The sequence below is a fragment of the Nonomuraea sp. NPDC049269 genome, assembly GCF_043197155.1.
Lineage (GTDB): Bacteria > Actinomycetota > Actinomycetes > Streptosporangiales > Streptosporangiaceae > Nonomuraea.
Map to the genome: position 1 here is coordinate 163,983 of NZ_JBICSO010000008.1, position 23,473 is coordinate 187,455.

General features: G+C 69.3%; 22 protein-coding genes and 1 pseudogene. 11 read left to right on the forward strand and 12 right to left on the reverse strand.

All coding sequences use genetic code 11. From position 1 onward, the window contains the following. Positions 1-120 precede the first annotated feature (120 nt). Together ACGFNP_RS40160 and ACGFNP_RS40165 are read right to left on the reverse strand one after the other, a co-directional pair. A complete protein-coding gene (locus ACGFNP_RS40160) occupies positions 121-1,308 on the reverse strand; it encodes a cytochrome P450 (RefSeq protein WP_358337032.1) in 1,188 nt (395 codons plus the stop codon). Positions 1,309-1,566: 258 nt separating this feature from the next. Beyond that, positions 1,567-3,246, reverse strand: a complete 1,680-nt coding sequence (locus ACGFNP_RS40165) for a sensor histidine kinase (RefSeq protein WP_393327840.1) — start codon at positions 3,244-3,246, stop codon at positions 1,567-1,569. 109 nt (positions 3,247-3,355) lie between these two features. Between ACGFNP_RS40165 and ACGFNP_RS40170 the strand changes: the two genes are divergently transcribed. Both ACGFNP_RS40170 and ACGFNP_RS40175 read left to right on the forward strand, forming a co-directional pair. Beyond that, entirely contained in the window at positions 3,356-4,240 is an 885-nt protein-coding gene (locus tag ACGFNP_RS40170) for an ATP-binding cassette domain-containing protein (RefSeq protein ID WP_358337038.1), read from the forward strand. Then, the gene (locus ACGFNP_RS40175; protein WP_393327843.1) at positions 4,237-4,980 is read left to right on the forward strand and encodes a hypothetical protein; all 744 of its coding nucleotides are present in this window, start codon (positions 4,237-4,239) and stop codon (positions 4,978-4,980) included. The genes ACGFNP_RS40170 and ACGFNP_RS40175 overlap by 4 nt, the downstream gene beginning before the upstream one ends. A gap of 13 nt (positions 4,981-4,993) precedes the next feature. Here ACGFNP_RS40175 and ACGFNP_RS40180 read toward each other — a convergent pair whose 3' ends face one another. Continuing rightward, positions 4,994-5,650, reverse strand: a complete 657-nt coding sequence (locus ACGFNP_RS40180) for a response regulator (RefSeq protein ID WP_393327845.1) — start codon at positions 5,648-5,650, stop codon at positions 4,994-4,996. A 534-nt stretch (positions 5,651-6,184) separates the two neighbouring features. Between ACGFNP_RS40180 and ACGFNP_RS40185 the strand changes: the two genes are divergently transcribed. The 8 genes from ACGFNP_RS40185 to ACGFNP_RS40220 are packed head-to-tail and all read left to right on the forward strand — an operon-like array spanning position 6,185 to position 13,892. Further along, positions 6,185-7,030: a fumarylacetoacetate hydrolase family protein gene (locus ACGFNP_RS40185; protein ID WP_358337047.1), complete on the forward strand. Its 846-nt coding sequence runs from the start codon at positions 6,185-6,187 to the stop codon at positions 7,028-7,030. After that, positions 7,027-8,334, forward strand: coding sequence for an L-fuconate dehydratase (locus ACGFNP_RS40190; protein WP_393327848.1), 1,308 nt, complete (start codon positions 7,027-7,029; stop codon positions 8,332-8,334). Before ACGFNP_RS40185 ends, ACGFNP_RS40190 begins: the two co-directional genes overlap by 4 nt. Further along, entirely contained in the window at positions 8,331-9,065 is a 735-nt protein-coding gene (locus tag ACGFNP_RS40195; protein ID WP_393327850.1) for an SDR family NAD(P)-dependent oxidoreductase, read from the forward strand. The genes ACGFNP_RS40190 and ACGFNP_RS40195 overlap by 4 nt, the downstream gene beginning before the upstream one ends. Before the next feature lie 55 nt (positions 9,066-9,120). After that, positions 9,121-10,152: a sugar ABC transporter substrate-binding protein gene (locus tag ACGFNP_RS40200; protein WP_393327853.1), complete on the forward strand. Its 1,032-nt coding sequence runs from the start codon at positions 9,121-9,123 to the stop codon at positions 10,150-10,152. A gap of 29 nt (positions 10,153-10,181) precedes the next feature. Further along, positions 10,182-11,633 carry a sugar ABC transporter ATP-binding protein gene (locus tag ACGFNP_RS40205; RefSeq protein WP_393327856.1) on the forward strand — a complete coding sequence of 484 codons (1,452 nt, stop codon included), beginning with the start codon at positions 10,182-10,184 and terminating at the stop codon, positions 11,631-11,633. Positions 11,634-11,644: 11 nt separating this feature from the next. Then, the gene (locus ACGFNP_RS40210) at positions 11,645-12,634 is read left to right on the forward strand and encodes an ABC transporter permease (protein WP_358337063.1); all 990 of its coding nucleotides are present in this window, start codon (positions 11,645-11,647) and stop codon (positions 12,632-12,634) included. After that, positions 12,634-12,939, forward strand: a complete 306-nt coding sequence (locus tag ACGFNP_RS40215; protein WP_358337066.1) for an L-rhamnose mutarotase — start codon at positions 12,634-12,636, stop codon at positions 12,937-12,939. The genes ACGFNP_RS40210 and ACGFNP_RS40215 overlap by 1 nt, the downstream gene beginning before the upstream one ends. Next, positions 12,936-13,892 (forward strand): aldo/keto reductase, encoded by a 957-nt coding sequence (locus ACGFNP_RS40220; protein WP_393327859.1) that lies wholly within the window; start codon positions 12,936-12,938, stop codon positions 13,890-13,892. The genes ACGFNP_RS40215 and ACGFNP_RS40220 overlap by 4 nt, the downstream gene beginning before the upstream one ends. 95 nt (positions 13,893-13,987) lie before the next feature. Here the strand turns inward: ACGFNP_RS40220 and ACGFNP_RS40225 are convergent. The 4 genes and pseudogenes from ACGFNP_RS40225 to ACGFNP_RS40240 form a co-directional block, all read right to left on the reverse strand. Beyond that, positions 13,988-14,113 (reverse strand): annotated as a pseudogene (locus tag ACGFNP_RS40225) (IS630 family transposase); the annotation flags it as partial. A gap of 14 nt (positions 14,114-14,127) precedes the next feature. Next, entirely contained in the window at positions 14,128-15,006 is an 879-nt protein-coding gene (locus ACGFNP_RS40230; RefSeq protein WP_358337072.1) for a hypothetical protein, read from the reverse strand. Between the two features lie 266 nt (positions 15,007-15,272). Then, complete coding sequence (locus ACGFNP_RS40235; protein WP_393327863.1) at positions 15,273-15,611, reverse strand: GNAT family N-acetyltransferase; 339 nt, start codon at positions 15,609-15,611, stop codon at positions 15,273-15,275. Positions 15,612-15,743: 132 nt separating this feature from the next. After that, entirely contained in the window at positions 15,744-17,000 is a 1,257-nt protein-coding gene (locus ACGFNP_RS40240; RefSeq protein WP_393327866.1) for an ATP-binding protein, read from the reverse strand. Between the two features lie 325 nt (positions 17,001-17,325). On the opposite strand from ACGFNP_RS40240, the gene ACGFNP_RS40245 reads away from it, so the two are divergent. After that, on the forward strand, positions 17,326-18,501 hold the full coding sequence (locus tag ACGFNP_RS40245) for a C45 family autoproteolytic acyltransferase/hydolase (protein WP_393327869.1): 1,176 nt from the start codon (positions 17,326-17,328) through the stop codon (positions 18,499-18,501). A gap of 6 nt (positions 18,502-18,507) precedes the next feature. On the opposite strand, the gene ACGFNP_RS40250 is transcribed toward ACGFNP_RS40245, so the two are convergent. From ACGFNP_RS40250 to ACGFNP_RS40270, 5 genes are all read right to left on the reverse strand, one after another. Then, positions 18,508-19,455: a DNA polymerase ligase N-terminal domain-containing protein gene (locus tag ACGFNP_RS40250; protein WP_393327872.1), complete on the reverse strand. Its 948-nt coding sequence runs from the start codon at positions 19,453-19,455 to the stop codon at positions 18,508-18,510. Positions 19,456-19,470: 15 nt separating this feature from the next. Next, the gene (locus ACGFNP_RS40255; protein ID WP_358337087.1) at positions 19,471-20,145 is read right to left on the reverse strand and encodes a FadR/GntR family transcriptional regulator; all 675 of its coding nucleotides are present in this window, start codon (positions 20,143-20,145) and stop codon (positions 19,471-19,473) included. 25 nt (positions 20,146-20,170) lie between these two features. Further along, positions 20,171-21,196, reverse strand: coding sequence for an MBL fold metallo-hydrolase (locus tag ACGFNP_RS40260; RefSeq protein ID WP_358337090.1), 1,026 nt, complete (start codon positions 21,194-21,196; stop codon positions 20,171-20,173). Positions 21,197-21,283: 87 nt separating this feature from the next. After that, positions 21,284-22,402 carry a steroid 3-ketoacyl-CoA thiolase gene (locus ACGFNP_RS40265; RefSeq protein WP_393327876.1) on the reverse strand — a complete coding sequence of 373 codons (1,119 nt, stop codon included), beginning with the start codon at positions 22,400-22,402 and terminating at the stop codon, positions 21,284-21,286. A gap of 43 nt (positions 22,403-22,445) precedes the next feature. Then, on the reverse strand, positions 22,446-23,438 hold the full coding sequence (locus ACGFNP_RS40270; RefSeq protein WP_358337096.1) for a sigma-70 family RNA polymerase sigma factor: 993 nt from the start codon (positions 23,436-23,438) through the stop codon (positions 22,446-22,448). Between the last annotated feature and the right edge of the window lie 35 nt (positions 23,439-23,473).

Sequence of the window (23,473 nt, forward strand, 5' to 3'; positions counted from 1 at the left end):
ACATGACATGTGGAGGGACCTGCTCTTCGGTCACGCCAGATGAAGTATGGGGCAGCGTCTACGGGCCGGCTGGCTCGCGATCACCCATGATGACCAGCCGACCAAACGTCTGGCTGGCCATCACCCCATGACGACCGGCAGCTCCTTGATGCCGTTGATGAAGTTCGACCGCAACCGTCGCGCCTCACCCGTCTGCCGCAGCCGTGGATACCGCCGGGCCAGCTGCTCGAACAGGATCCGCAGCTCCAGCTTCGCCAGGTGATTGCCCAGGCAGAAGTGTGCCCCGCCGCCGCCGAACCCGATGTGCGGGTTCGGGTCGCGGCCGATGTCGAACACTTCGGCATCCGGGAAGACGGAGGTGTCCCGGTTCGCCGACGAGTAGAAGACCACGACCTTGTCGCCCTCGCCGATCTGCTGCCCGCCCAGCACCGTGTCCGCCGTGGCCGTACGCCGGAACAGGTTCACCGGCGACACCCACCGGACGATCTCGTCGGACGCCGTCCCCGCCAGTCCCGGGTCCGCCACGAGCCGCTGCCACTGCTCGGGATGCTCGAAGAGCGCGAGCATCCCGCCGGAGGCCGCGTTGCGGGTGGTCTCGTTCCCGGCGACCACCAGCAAGAGGACGAACAGGTCGAACTCATCCTCCCCGAGCGTCTCGCCGCTCTTCTCGTCGGGCTGGATGAGCTTGGTGACGATGTCGTCGCGCGGGTTCGCCCTGCGCTGGGCGGCCAGTTGGTTGGCGTACGCGTACACCTCCATGGCCGCCGCGCCGCCCTCGTCCGGGGAGGAGGCGTAGTCGGGGTCCTGCGCGCCGATCATGCGGTTCGACCAGTTGAAGATCTTGTCCCGGTCGGTGACCGGGGCGCCGAGCAGTTCGCAGATCACGTAGAGCGGCAACGGGGCCGCCACTTCGGTGACGAAGTCGGCCTCGCCCGAGCACTTGTCGAGAAGGTCGTCGCAGATGTCGCGGATGTGCTGTTCGAGCGCTCCAATGGTGCGCGGTGTGAAGCCCCGGTTGACCAGCGACCGGCGCCGCGTGTGCTCCGGCGGGTCCTGGTTGAGCATCATCAGCCGCTGCAGCGCCCGCTGCTCCTCGGTGACCTCGTTGAAGAGCGCCAGCTTCCTCGACGAGGAGAACAGGTCCGAGTGCCGGGACACATGGACGACGTCCTCATACCGGGTGACGGCCCAGAAGTCGGGCTCGTCCACGTGCCGGTATACGGGCTCATTGGCGCGCAGCCAGCGTAGCTGCTCGTGTGGTGGGCCGGAGGTCGCGTAGTGGTCCTGGTCAACAAGGTTGATATGCACTCGAAGTCACCTCGGGCCTATGGGCTGATCAAGCGCTTGGTTAAGCACCTTATTGAAACGTGTTCTATTACGCCGCGCCGTCTCAGTCAATCGCCCGCCCCGCCATCATCCCGGCTCCACCCCATGTCGCAATTGTCCACTCAGTTCGTGATCATGCTAGCCCGCCCACCTGCCCCGGTTGTCGCCACCCGCCCGTTCCCGGTCCCGCGTCCCACTCCGGTCTCCTCCTGTTGGGTGGGCTCGACAAGGTCGTGCTGGTCAGCGTCGTACGGTCGGCACCTCGTCCTTGTGTGACAGCCGTCCGCCGGTGAAACACAGCCGGTACGCCGGCGACAGTGAGTTCGCACTGATCCGGTAGAAGCGGCACTCGTCGGTGCCCTGGGGATCCGCGGGTGCGCCTCTCGGCCGCCCGCCGTCGTCCACCTGGTAGGCCGGCAGCCGTGACTCCAGCGACGCCAGGCTCTGACCGACGCGCAGTTCGCCGTACACCCCGGCGTCCAGCACCGAGCGGTGCGCGGTGTAGAGGTCGTAGCCGGAGGTCAGAGGCAGCAGGGCGGCGGCCGCCGCGACCGGCATCCAGATCGCGTCGATCACGCTGCGCCGTATCTTGCGGCGGGCGAGCGCGAGCTCCCGCCGGGAGTCGGGCGGTGTGGCCGCGATTTCCGCGGTTCCCGTGGTGAGCGCGGCGGTCTCCGTGGTGAGCGCCGCAGCCCCGGCGGTAAGCGTGGCCTCTGCGGTGAGCGGCAGTCGCGCGGTGACGGCGAAGCCGCCGTCGGCGGGCCGCGCCCGCAGCGTGCCTCCGGCCAGCCGGACCCGTTCGTCCAGGCTCACCAGCCCGTAACCGCCGGATCCCGCCTCGGGCGGCCTCCGGCTGGGCCGCTGGTCCGGCCGGGCCCCCGCGTCGAATTCCGCCCCGGCCGGGGGCGCCGTGTTGACTACGCTGACCACCGCCTTCCCGGCCGCGGGATCCGAGTCCAGCCGTACGGTGACCGCGGCGCCCGGCGCGTGCTTGGCGGCGTTGGTGAGGGACTCCTGCACCACCCGGTAGGCCGCCCGGTCGGCCATCGGCGTCAGCCGCCCCACCTCGTCGTACAGCCGGACCGCCATCCCCGCGGCGGCGGCCCGATTGACCAGCGCGGCCACGGTGTCGCCTGAGGGCAGCACGGGCGCGGTCTCGCCGTCCTCGCGCAGCACCCCGATGATCTCGTGCAGCCGCTCGGTGGCCTTCGCGGCGGACGCGCGCAACTCGGCGGCGGCCTTGCGGGCGGGCTCGTCCAGCCCCGGATGGACCTGCAGCGCGGCGGCGCTCAGCGCGACCAGGCTCAGCTCGTGTCCCAGCGAGTCGTGCATGTCGCCGGCGATCCGGGAGCGCTCCACCAACCGCATCCGCTCGCCGATCAGGTCCCGCTCCCGCTCCAGCCGCTCGGCGAGCTCCCACCCGGTGCGGACGAGCTCGTCGTGCTGGCGGGCGTACCGTCCGGCCAGCCAGGGCAGCAGGATGATCGCCACCGCGGTGGTGACCAGCGACAGCCAGGTCGACAGCGTGGCGCCAGGGGTGAGGTTGGCCGCCGCCAGCCCGGCCAGGCAGACCCCGGCGAAGAACAGCAGTCCGGGACGCATGCCGGCGGTCCGCCGCCCCAGCAGGAACGCCAGCAGCAACTGGCTGATCATGAAGCCGTCGGTGTACAGCTCTGGCGTCACCGCCAGCGCCAGCGCCGCGGGCACGCCCGCCGCCACGACCGGCCGCCGCCGGCCCACGGCCACGGCGAGCGCCAGAAGCGGCACGGCGGCGATCCGCACCCAGGACAGCGGGAGACCGGGCGGTTGCCCCACCTCGGGCGACTCGTTCGCCAGGAACATCGGCAAGGTGATCGCCAGGCACAACAGCAGATCGCCGTCCCGGAACGCCTTCACGACCATGTCCCGGAGCCGATTCATGGCGATGAGGCTATGCGGTGCCGCGCGCCGCGACACCTGACGAAAGTCAGGGGTGCCCGTTGCCGATCGTTCATGACCGCGCTCACCCCCGGACTCCTACGGTCGAGTGATGATCGCTCTGACCGAACTGACCAAACGCTACGGCGACATCACCGCCGTCGACGGCCTCACCCTGGAGCTCACCCCCGGCACGGTCACCGGCTTCCTCGGCCCCAACGGCGCCGGGAAGTCCACCACGATGCGCATGATCATGGGTCTGGATTCCCCCACCTCGGGCACCGCCCTGATCGGCGGCCGCCGCTACGCGGAGCTCGACCGTCCGCTGCGCACGATCGGGGCCCTGCTGGACGCCAAGGCCGTTCACCCCGCCCGCAGCGGCCGGGACCATCTGCGTGCCATGGCCGCGAGCCAGCGCCTGCCCCTCTCCAGGGTCGAACAGGTCCTCGCCCTCACCGGGATGGCCGACGCGGGCCGCCGCCGCGCCGGGACGTACTCGCTGGGCATGAGCCAGCGGCTCGGCATCGCGGGCGCGCTGCTCGGCGATCCTCAGGTCCTGATGCTGGACGAACCCGTCAACGGCCTCGACCCCGACGGAGTTCGGTGGATCCGGACCCTGCTCAGATCGCTCGCGGCCGAGGGCCGCACGGTCTTCGTCTCCTCCCATCTGATGAGCGAGATGGAGCGCACCGCCGACCGGCTGATCGTCCTCGGCAAGGGCCGGCTGATCGCCGACGAGCCGATGGAGCGCCTGGTCGCGGGCTCGGAGGTGCGGGTTCGCGGACCGCGACTGCGACCCCTGGCCGACGTCCTGCCCGCCGCGCGCTGGACCGGCCCGGACGAGCTGACCGTCGCCGGTCAGACCACCGAGCAGATCGGCCGGCGGGCGTACGAGCTGGGGCTGCCGCTGTACGAGCTGCGGCCCGTCGAGTCCTCGCTGGAAGAGTCGTACATGCGGCTGACCGCCGACAGCACCGAGTTCGGAGCCCGAGCATGACCGCCCTGACGCCCGCGGCCGCCGCCGAGTGGCTGAAACTCCGCTCCATCCGCTCCACCTGGTGGTTCGCCGGGGGTGCCCTGCTGACGATGCTGCTGGTGGCGGTGATGGAGGCGGAGGACACGGCGGGCTTCCTGCGCAGGCAGGGCCAACCGGTCGAGCCGGTGTCCTCGGTCCTCGCGGCCGTGGAATGGGTGCAGCTCATCTTCGGGGCGTTCGGCATGCTGGCGGTGACCGGCGAGTACGCCACCCGCAGCATCGTGGTGACGCTGGCCTGCACGCCGTCCCGGACCCGGCTGCTGCTGGCCAAGACAGCCGTGGTGGGCGCCGCGACGCTCGCGGCCGGCGGGCTCATCGCCGCGCTCGGTGTGGCGTCCAGCGCGCCGCTGCTGCGGAAATACTGGGAATTCGACCTCGGGCAGGTGACCGGGCGGATCCTCGCCATCGCGGCGTACATGACGCTCATCGCCGTGCTGGCCCTCGGACTTGGCACGCTGATCCGCAGATCGGCCGGGACCCTCACTGTGCTGTTCGCGCTGCTGTACGTGCTCCCGACCGGCCTGCAGGGGTTCGCCTCGTCGCTGAACGCCGAGTTCCTCAACACGGTCGCGGACTTCACGCCCGGCCCTGCCGGGGAGCGCTTCATGGCCGGCGATACGGCCTTTGGCCTCGTGCTCATCGCGTGGGCCGTCGCGGCGGCCGTCACGGGAGCGTGGGTGATGCGCGGGCGCGACGCCTGAGTGAACCGCCCCGTCAGTCGTGCGGGACCAGCCCGGCCTCGTACGCCAGCACGGCCGCCTGGACACGGTTCCTCATGTCGAGGCGGCCCAGTATGGCGCTCACGTAGGCCTTGACCGTCCCCTCCACAAGGAACAGCCGTTCGCCGATCTCCGCGTTGGACAGCCCGGCGCCGACCAGCGCCAGCACTTCCCGCTCGCGCGGCGTGAGCATCGTGATCCGCTCCTTGGCCGCCGACTGCCGGCTCATCCGGCCGCCGCTAACCTGCCGGATCACCCGGTGGGCGATCTGCGGCGAGAGGAACGCGGCGCCGCCGTGCGCGGCCCGTATCGCCGCCATCAACTCGTACGGATCTCCCGACTTGAGCAGGAAGCCGCTCGCCCCGCCGTCCAGTGCCTTGGTGATGTAGTCGTCCTCGGAGAACGTCGTCAGCATCACCACCGCGATCTCGGGGGCCGCCCGGCGCAGCTCCGCCGCCGTGCCCAGGCCGTCCAGCAGTGGCATCCGGATGTCGAGCAGGGCCACGTCCGGCCGGTGGGCGCGGGCGAGTTCGAGCGCCTCCCGTCCGTTGCCCGCCTCCGCCACTATCTCGATGTCCGGGGCGGCGGCGAGGACGGCTCGTACGCCCGCCCGGACCAGAGCCTCGTCGTCGGCGAGCAGCACCTTGATCACTCCTTCGAGGCTACCGCCTCGGCGCGCCCCGCGGTCAAAGAGCCGATCCCTTCGTCCGGGCTCCTCGCTCCGTCGGGTCCGTCAATTGGTGTGGCGGTGCGTGAGCGCGGGGATTGCCGTAAACGATTCCGGCTGTTGAGGCAGGTCAGCCGATTCATCGGGTGTTTGTGGCTCTTTTGGGGAGATTTACCCGTTAAGCGAGGCATGTGGTGGAGGCGGATGGGGAAGGCTGCGGGGTGGATGTCCTCGGCTCCGCCTAGCGATTCGCGCTAGACATCCGAGGATCTACCCGTTGTACCGGTGAAAGGAGTCCGGCATGTGGACGGCATGCCATCCGATGTATGCGGCTAGTATGACAGAAATCTGTCAGGCATGTCAGCTCTTTGCCCGCCATTGCAACCGTTTGTAGTGCGGCTTCGCCGTAAGACCGATTTCACGGATCCGATGTATCGGCGCGTGAAGGCTTGACAGGCCCCACCGAGGCCGACCAGCATCGGGGCTAGATACATCGGATGTATAACCTAAGGATGCGGTGTGAAGCTGCTGCGAGTAGGACCTGTCGGCCAGGAGCGCCCGGTGGTGATGGATGGCGCCGGCAACCTGCGCGACATCGGAGAGCCCGAGATCGATGGGGCTTTCCTCGCTTCCGGGGGAGTAGCGCGCGTCCGCGACGCGCTCGAGCGCGATGCGCTGCCGGTGATCGCGGCCGAGGGGCTGCGGGTCGGCGCTCCTGTCGCGCGGCCAGGCAAGATCGTCTGTATTGGCCTGAACTACAGCGACCACGCGGCCGAGTCCGGCGCGGAGGTTCCGTCGGAGCCGGTGGTCTTCATGAAGGCCGCCAACACCATGGTCGGCCCGTACGACGAGGTGCTCGTGCCGCGCAACAGCCTGAAGACCGACTGGGAGGTGGAGCTGGCCGTCATCATCGGTAAGCGGGCCCGCTACCTGGGCAGCCGGGAGGAGGCGCGCGAGGTCATCGCGGGGTACGCGGTGGCCAACGATGTCTCCGAGCGGGAGTTCCAGCTGGAGCGGGGTGGCCAGTGGGACAAGGGCAAGTCGTGCGAGACGTTCAATCCGCTCGGGCCGTGGCTGGTGACCGCCGACGAGGTGCCCGACCCGCAGAACCTGGCCATGCGGCTGTCGGTGAACGGTGAGGTGCGTCAGGACGGCGTCACGAAGAACATGATCTTCGACGTGGCGGAGATCGTCCGGTATCTGAGCCAGTTCATGGTGCTCGATCCGGGTGACGTGATCAACACCGGCACGCCGGCCGGGGTGGCCATGGGGATGCCCGGCCAGCCCTACCTGCGGGCGGGTGACGTGATGGAGCTGGAGATCGAGGGGCTCGGCCGTCAGCGCCAGACGGTGGGCCAGGCATGACGACTCCCACCGAACCCAGCGGCTACCGGATCGTGGAGTTGGAGACGCACGACATCCGCTTTCCCACGTCCCGTGAGCTGGACGGCTCCGACGCCATGAACCCCGACCCCGACTACTCCGCCGCCTACGTGGTCCTCAAGACCGACGACGGCTACGCGGGGCACGGGTTCGCGTTCACCATCGGGCGCGGCAACGACGTGCAGACCGCGGCGATCAGCGCCCTCGAGTCCTACGTGATCGGCCGGGACGTCGAGGACCTGGGCGCCCTCTACAAGGAGATGGTCTACGACTCGCAGCTGCGCTGGCTGGGCCCCGAGAAGGGCGTCATGCACATGGCGATCTCCGCCGTGGTCAACGCGCTGTGGGACCTGAAGGCGAAGCGGGCGGGCAAGCCGCTCTGGCTGCTGCTGTCCGAGCTGACGCCCGAGCAGATCGTCGATCTCATCGACTTCCGGTACCTGAGCGACGTGCTGACGCCCGAACAAGCCCTAGAAATCCTGAAAAAGGCCGAAAAGGGGAAGGGGGAGCGGGTCGAACACATCAAGCGTGAGGGGTACCCCGCCTACACCACCTCGCCGGGCTGGCTCGGGTACGACGACGACAAGCTGCGCAGGCTGTGCAAAGAGGCGCTCGATGCCGGCTTCGGCCAGATCAAGCTCAAGGTGGGCGCCGACCTCGACGACGACATCCGACGTTTCCGGGTGGCCCGCGAGGTGTGCGGGGCCGACTTCCCGATCGCGATCGACGCCAACCAGCGCTGGGACGTGCCCGCCGCCATCGACTGGGTGAACGCTCTCAAACCGTTCAACCCGCACTGGGTGGAGGAGCCGACCAGCCCCGACGACGTGCTGGGCCACGCCGCCATCGCCGAGGGCATCAAGCCGATCCCGGTGGCCACCGGCGAGCACGTGCAGAACCGGATCGTGTTCAAGCAGCTCCTGCAGGCGGGTGCTATCTCATACCTGCAACTGGACTCTGCCCGGGTCGGCGGTGTTAACGAAAACATCGCGATCCTGCTGCTCGCGGCCAGGTTCGGCATCCCGGTCTGCCCGCACGCCGGCGGCGTCGGGCTGTGCGAGCTGGTGCAGCACCTGTCGATGTTCGACTACGTGGCGGTGAGCGGCACGATGGAGAACCGGGTGATCGAGTACGTCGACCACCTGCACGAGCACTTCGTCGACCCCGTGGTCATCGTGGACGGCCGCTACGCCGCCCCCAGCGCGCCGGGCTTCAGCGCGGCGATGCACCCCGAATCGATCGCCGCCCACACCTTCCCCGGCGGCGAAATCTGGAGGGACGCATGAGTCTCAAAGCGATCGTCACCGGCGGCGGCTCCGGCATCGGCCTGGCCACCGCCACGTTACTGGCCGAGCGCGGCATGAAGGTCGCCTGTCTCGACGTGAACCCGCCCGGCGACCCGTTCATCGGCATCAAGGTGGACGTCACGGACGACGCCGGCGTACGCGCGGCCGTGGCCGAGGCGGCCGAGCGGCTCGGCGGCATCGACGTGGTGGTCAACAACGCGGGCATCGGGGCGCAGGGCACCGTCGAGGACAACCCGGACAGCGAGTGGCAGAAGGCGTTCGACGTCAACGTCTTCGGCATGGTCCGCGTGACCCGGGCGGCGTTGCCGTACCTCCGGCAGTCGGAGCACGCGGCGGTGGTCAACACGTGCTCGATCGCGGCCACCGCGGGCCTGCCGAACCGGGCGCTCTACAGCGCCACCAAGGGCGCGGTCCTGTCGCTCACGCTGGCGATGGCGGCGGACCACGTACGGGAGGGCATCAGGGTCAACTGCGTCAACCCGGGCACCGCGGACACCCCGTGGGTCGGCAGGCTGCTCGACTCGGCCGACGACCCGGTGGCGGAGCGGAAGGCGCTCAACGCCAGGCAGCCGATGGGCCGCCTGGTCAGCGCGGAGGAGGTGGCCGCGGCGATCGCCTACCTGGCCGGGCCCGACGCCGGGGCCACGACCGGGACCTCGCTCGCGGTCGACGGAGGCATGCAGGGACTCCGGCTGCGGCCTGTCAACTAAGCATTCGAGGGCCCGTCAGGCAAGGCAAGGCATTCGAGGAAGGTAACCCCCCACCATGAAGCTAGGTCCTTTAGCCGCAGGCGCGGCCCTCCTCGCGGTCATCACCGCGTGCGGTTCCGGAGCTCAGACGACAGGCGGAGGCGGCGGCGGAGGAGGTGGGAAGATCGGCATCGACCACCCGCGCGCCGACTCCGACTTCTGGAACTCCTACATCAAGTACGTCCCGCAGATGGCGAGCGAGCTCAAGGTCGACCTGATGCCCGCCACCAACTCGCAGAACGACGTGACCAAGCTGGTCAACAACGTTCAGGCGCTGATCGGCCAGGGGGCCAAGGCGATCGTCATGGCCCCCCAGGACACCGGCGCGATCGCCACGACCCTCCAGACGCTGGCGAACAAGAAGATCCCCGTCGTGACCGTCGACACCAGGCCGGACAAGGGTCAGGTCTACATGGTCGTACGCGCGGACAACCGGGCGTACGGGACGAAAGCCTGCGAGTTCCTCGGCGAGAAGCTCGGCGGGAAGGGCAAGGTCGTCCAGCTGATGGGCTCCCTGAGCTCGATCAACGGGCGGGACCGGGCCGAGGCGTTCCGCGAGTGCATGAAGACCAAGTTCCCCGGGATCACGGTCTTCGAGGAGCCGACCGAGTGGGAGGGCAGCAAGGCCGCGTCCATGCTGCAGACCAGGCTTGAGCAGAACCCCGACATCAAGGGGATCTACATGCATGCGGGTGGCGTGCACCTGGCCCCGACGCTGCAGGTGCTGAAGCAGAAGGGCCTGCTCGTCCCGCCGACCGACGCGAAGCACGTGTTCGTGGTGTCGAACGACGGCATTCCGCAGGAGTTCGAGGCGATCCGCAAGGGCGACATCGACGCCACGGTGTCACAGCCCGCCGACCTGTACGCGAAGTACGCCCTCTACTACGCGAAAGCGGCGATCGACGGCAAGACCTTCAAGCCGGGGCCGACCGACCACGACAGCACGATCATCCAGCTGCCGAACGGCCTGGAGGACCAGCTTCCCGCCCCGCTCGTCACGAAGGACAATGTGGACGACAAGAGCCTTTGGGGCAACCAGGTCAAGTGATGAAAAATCACGTTGAAGCTCGAAATATCGTGAAGCGCTTCGGTCCGACCGTCGCGCTGAACGGCGCGGGCATCACGATCGCCGAGGGGGAGACCCACGCGCTCGTCGGCAGGAACGGCGCGGGAAAGTCCACCCTGGTGTCGATCCTCACCGGGCTCCAGCGGCCGGACGAGGGCGAGGTGCTGTTCTCGGGAGAGGCGGCGCCCGCCCTCGCCGACCGCGACGCCTGGCGGCAGCGGGTCGCCTGCGTGTACCAGAAGTCGACGATCATCCCGGCGCTGACCGTCGCCGAGAACCTGTTCCTCAACCGCCAGACCGCCAACGGGCTGATCAATTGGCGGACACTCCGGGCAAAGGCCCGCGACCTGCTCAGCACGTACGAGGTGGACGTGGACGCGGAGGCGCTCGCGGGTGATCTCAACGTCGAACAGCGCCAGCTCGTGGAGATCGCCCGCGCGCTGTCGTTCGGCGCGCGGTTCATCATCCTCGACGAACCGACCGCCCGGCTGGACGGCCCGGCCATCGAGCGGCTGTTCGCCCGCATGCGGGCGCTGCGCGAGCAGGGCGTGACGATGATGTACATCTCCCACCACCTCGATGAGGTGTACGAGATCTGCCAGAGCGTCACGGTCTTCCGCGACGCCCGGCAGGTCATGACCAGACCGGTCGCCGCGCTGCCGCACGACGAACTGGTCGCGGCGATGACGGGCGAGGCCACGACGGCGTACGAGGCCAGGACCCGCGGCGCGGCGAACGCCACCGTGGTCCTGTCGGCCGAGAGCCTGTCGCTGGCCGGCCGCTTCCAGACGGTGGATCTGGCCGTCCGGGCGGGCGAGGTGGTCGGCCTGGCCGGATCCGGCAGCAGCGGCAAGGTCGGCCTGGCCGAGACCCTGGTCGGCCTGCACAAACCGGACTCGGGCACGGTCACGGTCAACGGCACCCGGGTCAGACCGGGCGACGTCCCGGCCGCGCTGGGCGCGGGCCTCGGCTTCGTGCCCGAGGACCGCAACCGCGAGGGTTTCGTCCCCCTGCTGTCGGTCGGGGAGAACGGCACGCTGCCGATCGCCCGCAAGCTCGGCAGGTACGGCGTCATCTCACCGGCGAGACGCAGGAGCAAGGCCGTACAGCTGATCAGGGAGCTCGACATCAAGACCGAGGGGCCCGACCAGCCCGTCGGCGACCTGTCAGGAGGGAACGCGCAGAAAGTGGTGTTCGCGCGGGCGCTCGTCGACAACCCGGCCGCGCTGGTGGTGATCAACCCGACCGCCGGCGTCGACGTCAAGGCCAAACAGGCCCTGCTCGGCGCCGTCGAGGACGCGGTCGAGCGGGGAGCCGGGGCCGTGCTGATCTCCGACGAGCTCGACGACCTTCGCATCTGCGATCGGGTGCTGGTGATGTTCCACGGCAGGGTCGTGAAGGACATGCCGCGTGGGTGGACCGACCACGAGCTCGTGGCCGTGATGGAAGGCATCGAAGAGTGACCACGACAAGAGTGACAACACTGACCGCGCCGCCCCCTCGGGTGCGCCTCGCCAGGTTCCGGGACCTGACGCTGGTGCCGGTGATCCTGATCCTGCTCGTCGTGGGCGCGTTCCTGGACCCGATCTTCCTGTCGGTCGGCAACCTGACGAACGTGCTCCAGCAGCAGGCGTCGATCTCGCTGCTGGTGCTGGCCGAGGCGCTGATCCTGATCGCCGGCAAGTTCGACCTGTCGCTGGAGTCGACGGTCGGCATGGCCCCGGCGATCGCGGTGATGCTGGTGATCCCGGCGTCGGCCGGTGGGTTCGGGCTCGGCCTGCCCGGGCCGTTGGTGATCCCGCTCTGCCTGCTGGTCGGGGCGGCGATCGGGGTGTTCAACGGGTTCCTGATCATCAAGTTTCAGCTGTCGGCGTTCATCGTCACGCTGGCCATGCTGATCATCGTGCACGGCCTGCAACTGGGCCCCACCGAGGGCAAGACGCTGTTCGAGCTGCCCGAATCCATTCTCTATCTGGGCAGCGCCACCTGGTTCGGACTGCCCGCGGCGATCTGGATCGCGGCCGTGCTGTTCGCGGCGGGCATCGCCGGGCTCGGCTACTTACGGCTCGGCCGCGCGCTCTACGCGATCGGCGGCAACGCCGACGCGGCGCGGGCGGCGGGCATCCGGGTGGACCGGGTGCTCTGGGGCGTGTTCATCCTCGGTGGCACGTTGGCCGCGCTGGCCGGCGTCCTGGAGACCGGGCGGCTCGGCGCCATCGGCTCCAACCAGGGCGTGGGCTGGATCTTCATGGTGTTCGCCGCGGCCGTCATCGGCGGCGTCAGCATGGACGGCGGCAAGGGCACGATCCTCGGCGCGCTCACCGGCGTGCTGGTGATCGGCCTCGTCCAGAACATCCTGACGCTCAAGGGCGTCTCCGGCTTCTGGCAGCCGGTCGTCTATGGCTGCATCATTTTGATCGCTCTCATCATCAGCCGCATCGCCGGCGGAAAGGCCCAGGACTGATGGAACGGATCGCACTGCGTACCCGGCTCAAACCCGGTAACGAGGCGACATACGACCGGGAGCACGCGCGGATCCCCGCCGAGCTGGAAACGGTCATGCGGGCGAACGGTGTGCACTCCTGGCGGATCTTCCGCGACGGACTCGACCTGTTCCATTTCGTGGAGGTCGACGACTACGCCGCGCTGCAGGCGGCGCTCAAGGACGATCCCGCCGACCAGGCGTGGCAGATCCAGATGAACCGGCTGCTCGACGGCGACTTCGACAAGGGCGCCGGAACGCTGCCGCTGGTCTGGGAGATGACGTGACGACGGACGCTTTGAGGGACGGCGTGATCAAGCTGCCCAGCCACGGCTTCGGGGCGGCGCCGATCGCCGGGCTCTACCAGGCGGTCAGCGACGAGCAGGCGCGCGCGACCGTGGACGCCGCCTGGTCTCATGGCGTGCGCCTGTACGACACGGCCCCGCACTACGGGGTCGGCCTGTCGGAACGCCGTCTCGGCGCCGCGCTCGCCGGTCGCCAGGGCTACGTGCTCTCGACCAAGGTCGGCCGCCTGCTCGTCCCCTCCGGCGGGGTCGGCCGGGACGAGCAGGGCTTCGACGTACCGGCTGCCTTCGAGCGCGTCTGGGACTTCTCACGCGACGGCGTACGGAGATCGCTGGAGGAGTCCCTCGAACGCCTCGGCCTGGACCGCGTCGACATCGCCCTGATCCACGACCCGGACGACCACGTCGACCAGGCGCTCACCGAGGCGTACCCCGCCCTGGCCGAACTCCGCTCACAGGGCGTGATCGGCGCGGTCGGCATCGGCATGAACCAGTGGCAGGTGCCGTTGCGGTTCGTCCAGGAGACCGACATCGACGTGGTCATGCTGGCCGGCCGCTACACCCTGCTCGACCAGTCGGGGCTCCCACTGCTGGACGCCTGCGCCGACCAGGGCGTACGGGTGCTGGCGGCGGGCGTCTTCAACAGCGGCCTGCTGGCCACCTCCACCCCCTCGGGCACCTACGACTACGAGCCCGCCCCCGCCGAGATCCTCGGCCGCGCCAGACGGATCGCCAAGATCTGCGAGAGGTACGGCGTGGCGCTCCCGCAGGCGGCCATGGCCTTCCCGCTCCGGCATCCGGCGGTCGCGTCCATCGTCATCGGCGCCCGCTCACCGGAGGAGGTCGCGACGAACGCCACACTCTGGGATCGCCCGGTCCCCGACAACCTGTGGTCGGAACTGGAGGCCGAGGACCTTCTCCCACGATCGAGCTAATGCTGTGACCGCAGAGGTTCGCCGTGTTGAGGCAGTCGATTTCGGTGACGACGACCGTGGCCTCGTCGCCGACCCGACGGAGCCTCTGCGGGCGTCCCCCAGCGGATGCCCCTCTCGCAGCGGATTCGGACGCGCTCACGTCGTTCGGCTGCCAGGACATCCCGGTGGCGGGCGTTAGCGTTTCGGCAGCTCAGGTAGGCATGCAGGGCCTGGGTCCGCACTGATCTCTGCGGTGTCAGTCCTCGTAGGCGCAGATCGCGTAGACCACGAGGTTCCAGTACCTGCTGTCGGGCACCACCTCCGCCGCCTTGGCCTCGACCTTCTCGCGGCTCGGGACCAGATAGTCGAGGGTGATGTCGGTGATCGGGATGGATCCGATCTCGTCCTGGACGGCGAACCCGGTCCCCAGGACCACCTGCCTGTCACCGGCGCCGCCGCAGGCCACGTCGAGCTCCTTGCTGGGCAGGGTGGGGGCCGGGCTGTTCACGGTGGAGTCGCTGTAGATCCACAGCCCCGGTGGTGCGTCTTCCGCGCATATCGCGAACATCTCGAGCGTCCAATACGGTGCTGCCGATGAGGAGATCCACGTCGCGTGGCCGTGAACCGCGTTGAGCTGCGGCTTGATGTAGTCGACGACGGCCTTGCCGCCCGCTCCGTCCAGCCGGTAGCCGTTGCCGAGCAGAAACTCACCGGGGTCGCAGGTGACGGTCAGGGGGAGCAGCCCGTTCCGCGGGGCGGTCCGGCTGACAATCCTGGTCGCCTCGTCCGGGTCGCCGCAGACGGCCCACACGCGGATCATCCAGGAGGACGAGGTGCCCGCTCCGGTCTCTATCCCGAACGCGCTGACCGTGTACGTCGTCGGTACCACCTCGTCGATGACGACGTCGCCGCTCGGGCCCATGATCTCGGCTCCTGTGCCGAGCACGCGTGTGCCCGAAGGGCAGGTGACATCGGCGCCCTTGTTGCCCGAGGTGTTGCCGCTCGTGTCGAATACGACCTCGTAGTCGGGGATGTTGGCGGATGAGGCACTGGCCGGCACCGTCACGATGACGGCGGACAGTGTGAGAACCAGCGAGATGACGGTGACCCAGGTGCGTTTTGTCGCGATAGGCAAGAGAGCCTTCTCTGAGTAGTGGGCGCGTGGGGACCTCCCCGATCTTCGGGGAGCACGGTTCCCTGTCCTCGCAGAGTCGCTCCGCTGCCTCGCGCGGTCTGCGCACAATTACCGGTCGGCCCGGTGCCCTTCGGCATTGTGCGTCTATGGTCCGCTATGCAGCCTGATGCTGGGCGGCCCGCTTCCTGGCCCGGTAGGAGATCCACCGGCAGACGTACCTGGCTCCGTGACCGCAGGCATCGACGAGCCCGGCAAGGGTGGTTGGCTCAGCCGCCGTAGGCGTAGTTGGCGATCCACAGCCCCGGGATCACCTCCACCTCGTCGAGGCCGGCGAACCCCAGCCGCTCGTACAGCCGCCGCGCCGGAGTGTTGTCCCGGCCGGTCGACACCACGATCCTGCGGCCATCCGCCCGGCTCATGACCTTCTCGACCAGCGCCCGGCCCACTCCCCGCCGATGCGCCCCGGGATCGACCACCAGCCGGTTGATGTCCACCTCATCCACCGTCTCCTCCCACGCGACGGCCCCGACCAGCAGCTCACCCTCGTCGAACGCCCCTGCCCACCGCAACGGCTGCGCCCGCAACTCCTCGAGCGTCTCACTCAACGGAGGAATACGATCATCACCGATGATCTTCGCCTCGATCGCGTAAGCAGCATGCTGAACAGCCAGCAACCGAGGCCCCACCGACTCACCATCAGGCGATATTTCGGAAATCCGCATCCCCTGAGTATCCACCTAACCGATCTCCCACAATGCACTCACCGGCATCGCTCGCATCCGGTCTCCGAACGAGTAGGTCTGATCGCCGGTGTAGAGCACGAGGCCCGCGACGAAGTCGTCCCCGAGTCGGTCAGCCAGATGCCTCAGCCCCCTGAAATCCTCACCTCGTACGGTTGACGCGGCCTTCACCTCGATCCCGATCACCTGGCCCTGCCGGTTCTCGAGAACCGCGTCGACTTTGATCTTGTCCTTGGTCCTGAAGTGGAACAGCTCCACTCTTTCCGACGACCACGTCAATTGGCGGGCGAGCTCCATCAGCACGAACCCCTCCAGCAAGGAGCCGAACAGGCTGCCCGGCCGGACCAGGCTGCGCGCGTCGGCGCCGACCAGGTTCGCGGCTATGCCGGAGTCGACGTAGGCGACTTTGGGTGTTCCGACGGCCCGATTGCTGACGTTCCTCGACCACGCGGGGATGCGCTTGATCAGGAACACCTCTTCCAACAGGGCGAGATGGCGGCGGACGGTGCTGGCCGAGATGCCGAGCTCGTTGCTCAGACCGGTGCCGACCAGGAGCTGGCCGGAGCGGGCCGCGACCAGCCGAATCAAGGCCCGCATTTCGGTGGTCCGTTCGATCTCCACCAGTTGGCTGACATCGCGCGCGATCAGGTCGCCCACGTACGAGTCGAAGAAGTGTTGCCTGCGCTTGGCCGTCGGCCGAGCGACAGCCTCGGGGAAACCGCCTCTGACGAGTCGTTCGGCGTAGTCGCCTCGCGAAATGCCGGACGTGTGATGCAACTCGGCGCCTTCGGCGAAAACGGCGTCCACGAAACCATCGGGCGTGCCGTCGATCTCGCCCTGGGAGAAGGGCCAGAGCTCGATGGTCTGCATCCGTCCGGGAAGCGTGTCGGGCAGTCCTCGTAGACCCAGTAGGCGGGACGAGCCGGTCAAAAGGTAACGGCCCGGCCTTGGGTCCCGGTCGACTTGCGACTTGATGGCGAGCAGTAGATCGGGCACGCGCTGGATCTCGTCGATGACCATCAGATCCGGGAATGCCACGAATCCCTCGGGATCGGCCGTGGCTGCCTGTCGGTTGATCACGGTGTCGAGGTCTCGCCACTCGGCGGTCCGGCCTTTGGCGACCACTCGTACCAGCGTGCTTTTGCCGCACTGACGAGCCCCGTTGATGAAGACGACTCGAGTGTCCGCCAGAGCCTCGGTCACAGCACGTTCGGCATGACGCGGAATGACGCCGTTCATCGCATTGCTGACCACGGCTTGAGCATCTCACGAACAGCCGCTGATGGCGCGCTGGTCGCCATGATCGTGACGTTCTGGTCGCCACTTCCATGACGCGTTGGTCGCTACCTTCATGACGCGCTGGCCGCCATGATCGTGACGAATTGGTCGCCGGTCCCGTAGAGACCCCGCCAGGGCGCCACCGGTGCGGCATAGCCTCGGACCCGTTCGGTCCCTGAACGACGCAATCGGTTGCCGTCGCATTCCCCGGCCAATCCCGGATTCTGGGCAGGCCGGTAATGGGGCTGCTGAACCGGGGCAGCTTCTAGGTGCGCAGCGCGTTCCGACGACTGGAGGATTCATGATCGAATACGGCCAGCCCAACCCGGCGGCGGGCCCGCCGCTCGTCGCCGTCGAAGGGACGCCCCGTGAGATGGGGGCCGAGATCGGCCGCAGGACCAGCGATCTCGTCGAGCGGAGTCTGGCGACGTACCTGCGCAGGTTCCGCGACGACGCGGGGCTGTCGGACGCGGACGTGCTGCGCTGGGGCGCCACCTATCTCCGTGTGGCGCGCGATTACGACCGTACGATCGCGGAGATGCTGGAGGGACTGGCCGAGGGCGCGGGCAGGCGCGTCGAGCACATCACGGCGCTCAACGCGCGCACCGAGCTGCTCTACGGCACCGGCTACCACGACGAGGGCTGTACCTCGTTGGCGGTGCTGCCGCAGTACACGCGCGACGACCACACCCTGCTCGCGCAGAACTGGGACTGGCACCCCGAGCAGGGACCCGTCACGTTCCTGCTGGCGACCCGCGACACCGAGGGCTTCTCGGTGCTCACGCTGGCCGAGGCGGGCATGCTGGCCAAGAGCGGGCTGAACTCCGCGGGCCTCGGGGTCTGCGCCAACCTGCTCGTCTCCGACCGGGACACCGGGGGCGAGGGCGTGCCGTACCACTATCTGCTGCGCGGGGTGCTGAACGCGCCACGGATGAGCACCGCGCTGCGCAGGACGCTGAACGTCACCCGCGTCTCCTCGGGGAACGTGCTCATCGCCGACGCCGGAGGCGAGGCGATCGATCTGGAGGTGGCGCCCGGCGTGTTCGGGCACCTGTTGCCGGAGGACGGCCTGCTGGCGCATTCCAACCACTTCCAGTGCCCGCTCCCGCTGCACGACGAGAAGGTGGCGGCCTCGGCGTTGACGCTGCTGCGGCCCGCGCGGATCCGTCACCTGCTGGAGGACGCGGCCCGGGTACGGGCGCTGACCGTCGAGGACATCGTGGCCGCGCTGCGCGACCACTTCTCCTTCCCCGACGGGATCTGCCGCCACCGCGATCCGGCCGCCGCGGAGGCCGACCTGTCCACCACGGTGTACTCGATCGTGATGGACCTCGACGAGCGCGTCCTGTCCATCGCGACCGGCCCGCCGTGCGAGCACCGCTACGCGACCTGGCGTCTGGACGACGTCTTCACGCCGGACGCCATGCCCGCCCTGCACTTCACACCCGACGAACCGGTCGGCGCCCTACGGGGGTGAAGATCGTCAGGCGGGGACGAAGATCCAGGACTTGGACTCTCCCGGCTCGTAGGGGGAGTCCAGGCGCTTGGCGACCACGCCGGGCAGCCCCTGCTCGCGGGCCGCCTGCCGTACCGGCTTGGCCTGGCCCGGCCATGCGGGGGCGGTCTGCCAGCGGGCGGTCGCCAGCCCGAGCGCTTCGAGGGCCGCGCGGCGGGCCGTGTACGGCAGCGCGACCAGTGAGTGACCGTCGTCGTAGAGGAGGTCGTAGCAGACCAGGACCTCCGCGCCCGCCAGCGTGACGACCTCGCCGTCCAGCACCGCCGCGCGGCTGCCGAACGACGCCGCGAGCGGGCGCAGCCACGGATACCGCCGCGCTGCCTCCGTACGCCCGCCGTCGATCGGCACCAGCACGCGTTCCCCGCCCCAGGCGAACTCGAACGCGTGGCCGTCCGCGTCGCGCGGCAGCCGGGTCCGTTCGACCGGGAGCATCGGGTCGAGCGGGGGCAGGGGGTCGCGGGAGGGCGGGTCCATGCGGTGGATCATCCAGTTCTTGCCGTCCGTCTGGAACAGCACGAACCGCCCCGAGGCCCGCGAGCCTCGCAGCACGACCTTGACCTCGCGGTCGGACCACTTCTCCGTCTCGTACGTGCCGCGGTCCCAGACCGTCATCGTGCCGCCGCCGTACTCGCCCTTGGGGATCTCGCCGTGGAAGTCGAGGTACTCCATCGGGTGGTCCTCGGTGTGCACGGCCAGGTGGTTGGTGCTCGGATCGGCGGGCAGCCCCTTGGGGACCGCCCACGAGACGAGCACGCCGTCGCGCTCCAGCCGCAGGTCCCAGTGCAGGGAGCGGGCGTGGTGCTCCTGGATCACGAACGCCGCGCCGTCGCCCGGCTCGGGGGCCGCGCCGGGGACGGGCTCGGGGGTACGGCTGGCGTCGCGTTTACTGCGATATTTCTCCAGTTTGTCGGGCACGCAGGGTTTCTACCCCTAGTCGAGGGCCTTGCGCAGCCAGGATTCCACTCCCGCGATGTGCACCGTGGCCCAGGAGCGCGCCACGTCGGGCTGGCGGGTGGCGATGGCCTCGTAGATCGCGGTGTGCTGCTCCCGCGTCTTCTCCATCGCGCCCTCCTGGGTCAGCCCGCGCCAGATCCGCGCCCGGGTCGTCGGCCCGGACAGGCTCTCGATGAACGAGCAGAGCACGCTGTTGCCCGAACCCCGCGCGATCCGGTGGTGGAAGTCGAGGTCGTTGGCCACGAGCTCCTCCACCGTGGGCGCGGCGGGCAGCGACTCCAGGATCACCCGGAGCTCGTCGACCTCCGCGTCGGTCATCTGCTCGGTCGCCATCGCCGTCGCCGCGGGCTCCAGGATGCGGCGTACCTCGAAGAACTGGATCACCGTGTCGTCACGGTGCAGGTCGAGCACGAAGGACATGGTGTCGAGCAGCAGGCGCGGCTCGAGGCTGGTGACGTAGGTGCCGTCGCCCTGACGTACGTCGAGGACGTTGATCAGCGCCAGCGCGCGTACGGCCTCACGGAGCGAGTTGCGCGACAGGCCGAGCCGCTCGGCCAGGTCGGCCTCTTTCGGCAGCCGGTCGCCGGGCGTGAGCTCGCCCGAGAGAATCATTTGCTTGATCTTGTCGATGGCCGCGTCGGTGACCGCCACGCTTTTCTCCCTAGACATCGGATGTCTAGGATTCTAGGGCCTGGAAGCGCACCGTATCGACTCCGGGGACGCGGCGGATCGCGCCACGCGCCTCCAGCGTGCGCAGGTGCGCCGCGGCCTCGCCCGCGGCCATGCCGCGAAGTACGGGGGACAGGTCGTCCCAGGGCCGGTTCCAGGTCATCATCGCGGCGGTCTCCCAGATGGTCAGCGGTTCCGCGCGCTCGGACAGAAGGGCGCCGAGCCGCTGGAGCTTCTCCTCGTGATGGTGGCGGATCTCGGCGGCGCGCGCGGCTACATCTGGAAATATCCACTCATGGGCGGGCAGCGCGTCCAGCGGGCCCAACTCGCCGACGCGGTCCAGGGACTCCAGGAAATCACCCAAAGGATCAACATCATCCCGGTCATAGGGATAAATCCCGACGTGGGGGGTGATGTCGGGGAGGACATGGTCGCCGGTGAAGAGGCGGTCGGCGTCCTCCAGGTGCAGGCAGATGTGGCCGGGGGTGTGGCCCGGTGTGTGCACGGCCCGCAGCTTTCGGCCCGGCAGGTCGACCAGGTCGCCGTCGCGCAGCTCGCGGTCGGGCAGTGCGGGCGTGTCCGGGCGGCCGGCCGTCGCGACCGCCACGTCGTCCTGCCCGGCGCCCGCCCGCCGGAGCATCTCGGCCTGGAAGTCACGGTGCTCGCCGTCGGCGAAGCTGTGCATGAGCCTGACCAGCGCGGCGTCCGCTTCGTGCATCGCGATCCAGGCGCCGGACTCCGCCCTGACCTGTCCGGCCAGCCCGGCGTGGTCGGGGTGGAAGTGGGTGACGACCACGCCTCGGACCGCGGTCACGTCGAGGCCGAGCGTCCGCAGGCCGCCGCTGAGGGCCGCCCAGGCGTCCGGGTGGTTCCAGCCGGCGTCGACCAGCACGGGGCCCTTGGGGGAGTCGACGGCGTAGACGAGTGTGTAGCCGAGCGGGTTGCCGGGGATCGGCACGGGCACGCTCCACACCCCGCCGCCGAGGTCCTGCGGGCGCTGCTCGGCGTACGGCCTGCGCCGGGTCGTCTTCATCCAGTGTCCCCCGTTGAGCGTGCTGGTTCTCGGTCGAGTGTGCGGGAAAGGAACGTGAGATTGGTACCGGATTTCAACCGGGGTGGGTCACGTGATGCGCTCGAGGATCGTGGCCGTGGCCAGTGCGCCGCCCGCGCACATCGTGACCAGCGCGGTCGTCGAGTCGGAGCGCTCCAGCTCGTGCAGCGCCGTCGTGAGCAGCCGTGCCCCCGTGGCGCCCACGGGGTGGCCGAGTGCGATCGCGCCGCCGTTCACGTTGACGCGGTCGAAGTCGGGCTCGTGCACGCTCGCCCACGACAGCACGACCGACGCGAACGCCTCGTTCACCTCGAACCTGTCGATGTCGCCGATCGCCATCCCGGCCGTCGCGAGCACCTTCGCCGTCGCGTCCACCGGCCCGTCGAGGTGGAAGTACGGCTCCGCGCCGACGAGGGCCTGGGCCAGGATCCGCGCCCGGGGCCGCAGGCCGTACCGCGCGGCCGTCTCCTCGCCCATCACCAGCACCGCGGCGGCGCCGTCGGAGATCTGCGACGAGGTGCCCGCGGTGTGCCTGCCGTTCTCGCCCAGCACCGGCTTGAGCCTGGCGAGCCCGTCGACGGTGGTCTCGCGTAAGCCCTGGTCCCTGCGTACCTGCCCGACGGGCACGATCTCCCGCTCGAACCGCCCGTCGGCCCACGCCTTGGCGGCCAGTTGCTGCGAGCGCGCCCCGAACCAGTCGAGCCGCTCGCGGGTCAGCCCGCGCCGCTCCGCGATCCGCTCGGCCGCGGTGAACTGGTCGGGCAGGTCGATGTTCCAGTCGTCGGGCTTCGGCTTGGCGGGCAGGACGTTGCTGCCGAGCGGCGCCCGGCTCATCACCTCGACCCCGCACCCGATGCCCACGTCGATCACGCCGGCCTGGATCATCGCCGCCGCCAGGTGCACGGCCTGCTGCGACGATCCGCACTGCGCGTCGACCGTGGTCACCCCCGCCTGGTACGGCAGGCCCGCGTACAGCCAGGAGTGCCGCCCCACATGCCCGCCCTGCTCGCCCGCCTGGGTCACGCACCCGGCGAAGACCTGCTCGACGATCGCCGGGTCGATCCCGGACCGCTCGATCAGGCCGTTGAGCGCGGTGGCCAGCACCTGCTGCGGTTTGAGCTCGGCCAGCCAGCCGCCGCGCTTGCCGATGGGGGTGCGGACGGCCTCGACGATCACCGGTGTGCCCACAGTCGCCTCCAGAACGATGCTCCGGTCGTGACTGTAACGCGTTCTAGTTTCCGGTGGAAGTCCCGCTCAGTGTGTGAGGCAGCCCGAAGGTGTCGAAGAGGCCGAGGTCGAAGAACATCGCGACATGGCTGACCCGCGAGCCGGTGAACGTGAGCACCGGCAGCCCGAACGCCTCGTAGACGTCGCCGCGCCGCAGGTACATCCCGAACGCCGGCTGCCCGTTCGCCTCGATCGGCACCAGCCGCAGATCGCCGGGCTGCTTCGCGGGGCAGTTGGTCGCGATGAGCCGGCCGATGTTGTCGGCACCCTGATACCAGCCGGTGAACGGCGGCATCTCCCAGACCGCGTCCTTCGTGAACAGCTCCACGATGCCCGCCACGTCGTAGTTCTGGAACGCCGCCACATAGCGGTCGAGCTGGGCCCGCTGCTCGGCCGTCAACGGCTCGACCGGGTCGTCGAGGCTCGGCGACACCTCGTCGAGCTGGGCCCGGGCGCGCTGCAGGCTGCTGTTGACGGCGACGGTCGTGGTGTCGAGCACCTCGGCCACCTCCGCGGCCCGCCACTTGAGCACGTCGCGCAGGATCAGCACCGCCCGCTGCCGGGGCGGCAGGTGCTGCAGCGCGGCGACGAGCGCGAGCCGGATGCTGTCACGCGAGGTGACGATGGCGGCGGGGTCACCGGCCCCGGCGCCGACCATCCCGTCGGGTATGGGCTCCAGCCACGGCACCTCATCCCCCTCGACCAGAGGGCCGGTCGCCTCGGACGCCGGCGCGCCGAGCCCGGTCGGCAGCGGCCTCCTGCTCCGGCTGTCGAGCGCCGTCAGGCAGGCCGTCGTGGCGATGCGATAGAGCCAGGTACGCAGCGACGAACGCCCCTCGAACCCGTCGTAAGCGCGCCACGCGCGCAGGTAGGTCTCCTGGACGAGGTCCTCGGCGTCGTGCACCGACCCCAGCATGCGGTAGCAGTGCGCCAGCAACTCACGCCGCAGCGGATCAGCCTGCCGGAGGAAGTCCTCGTTTGACGGCCTCTCAGTCATACCCCCTGTATAGCTCCCGCCACCGACAGACTGAT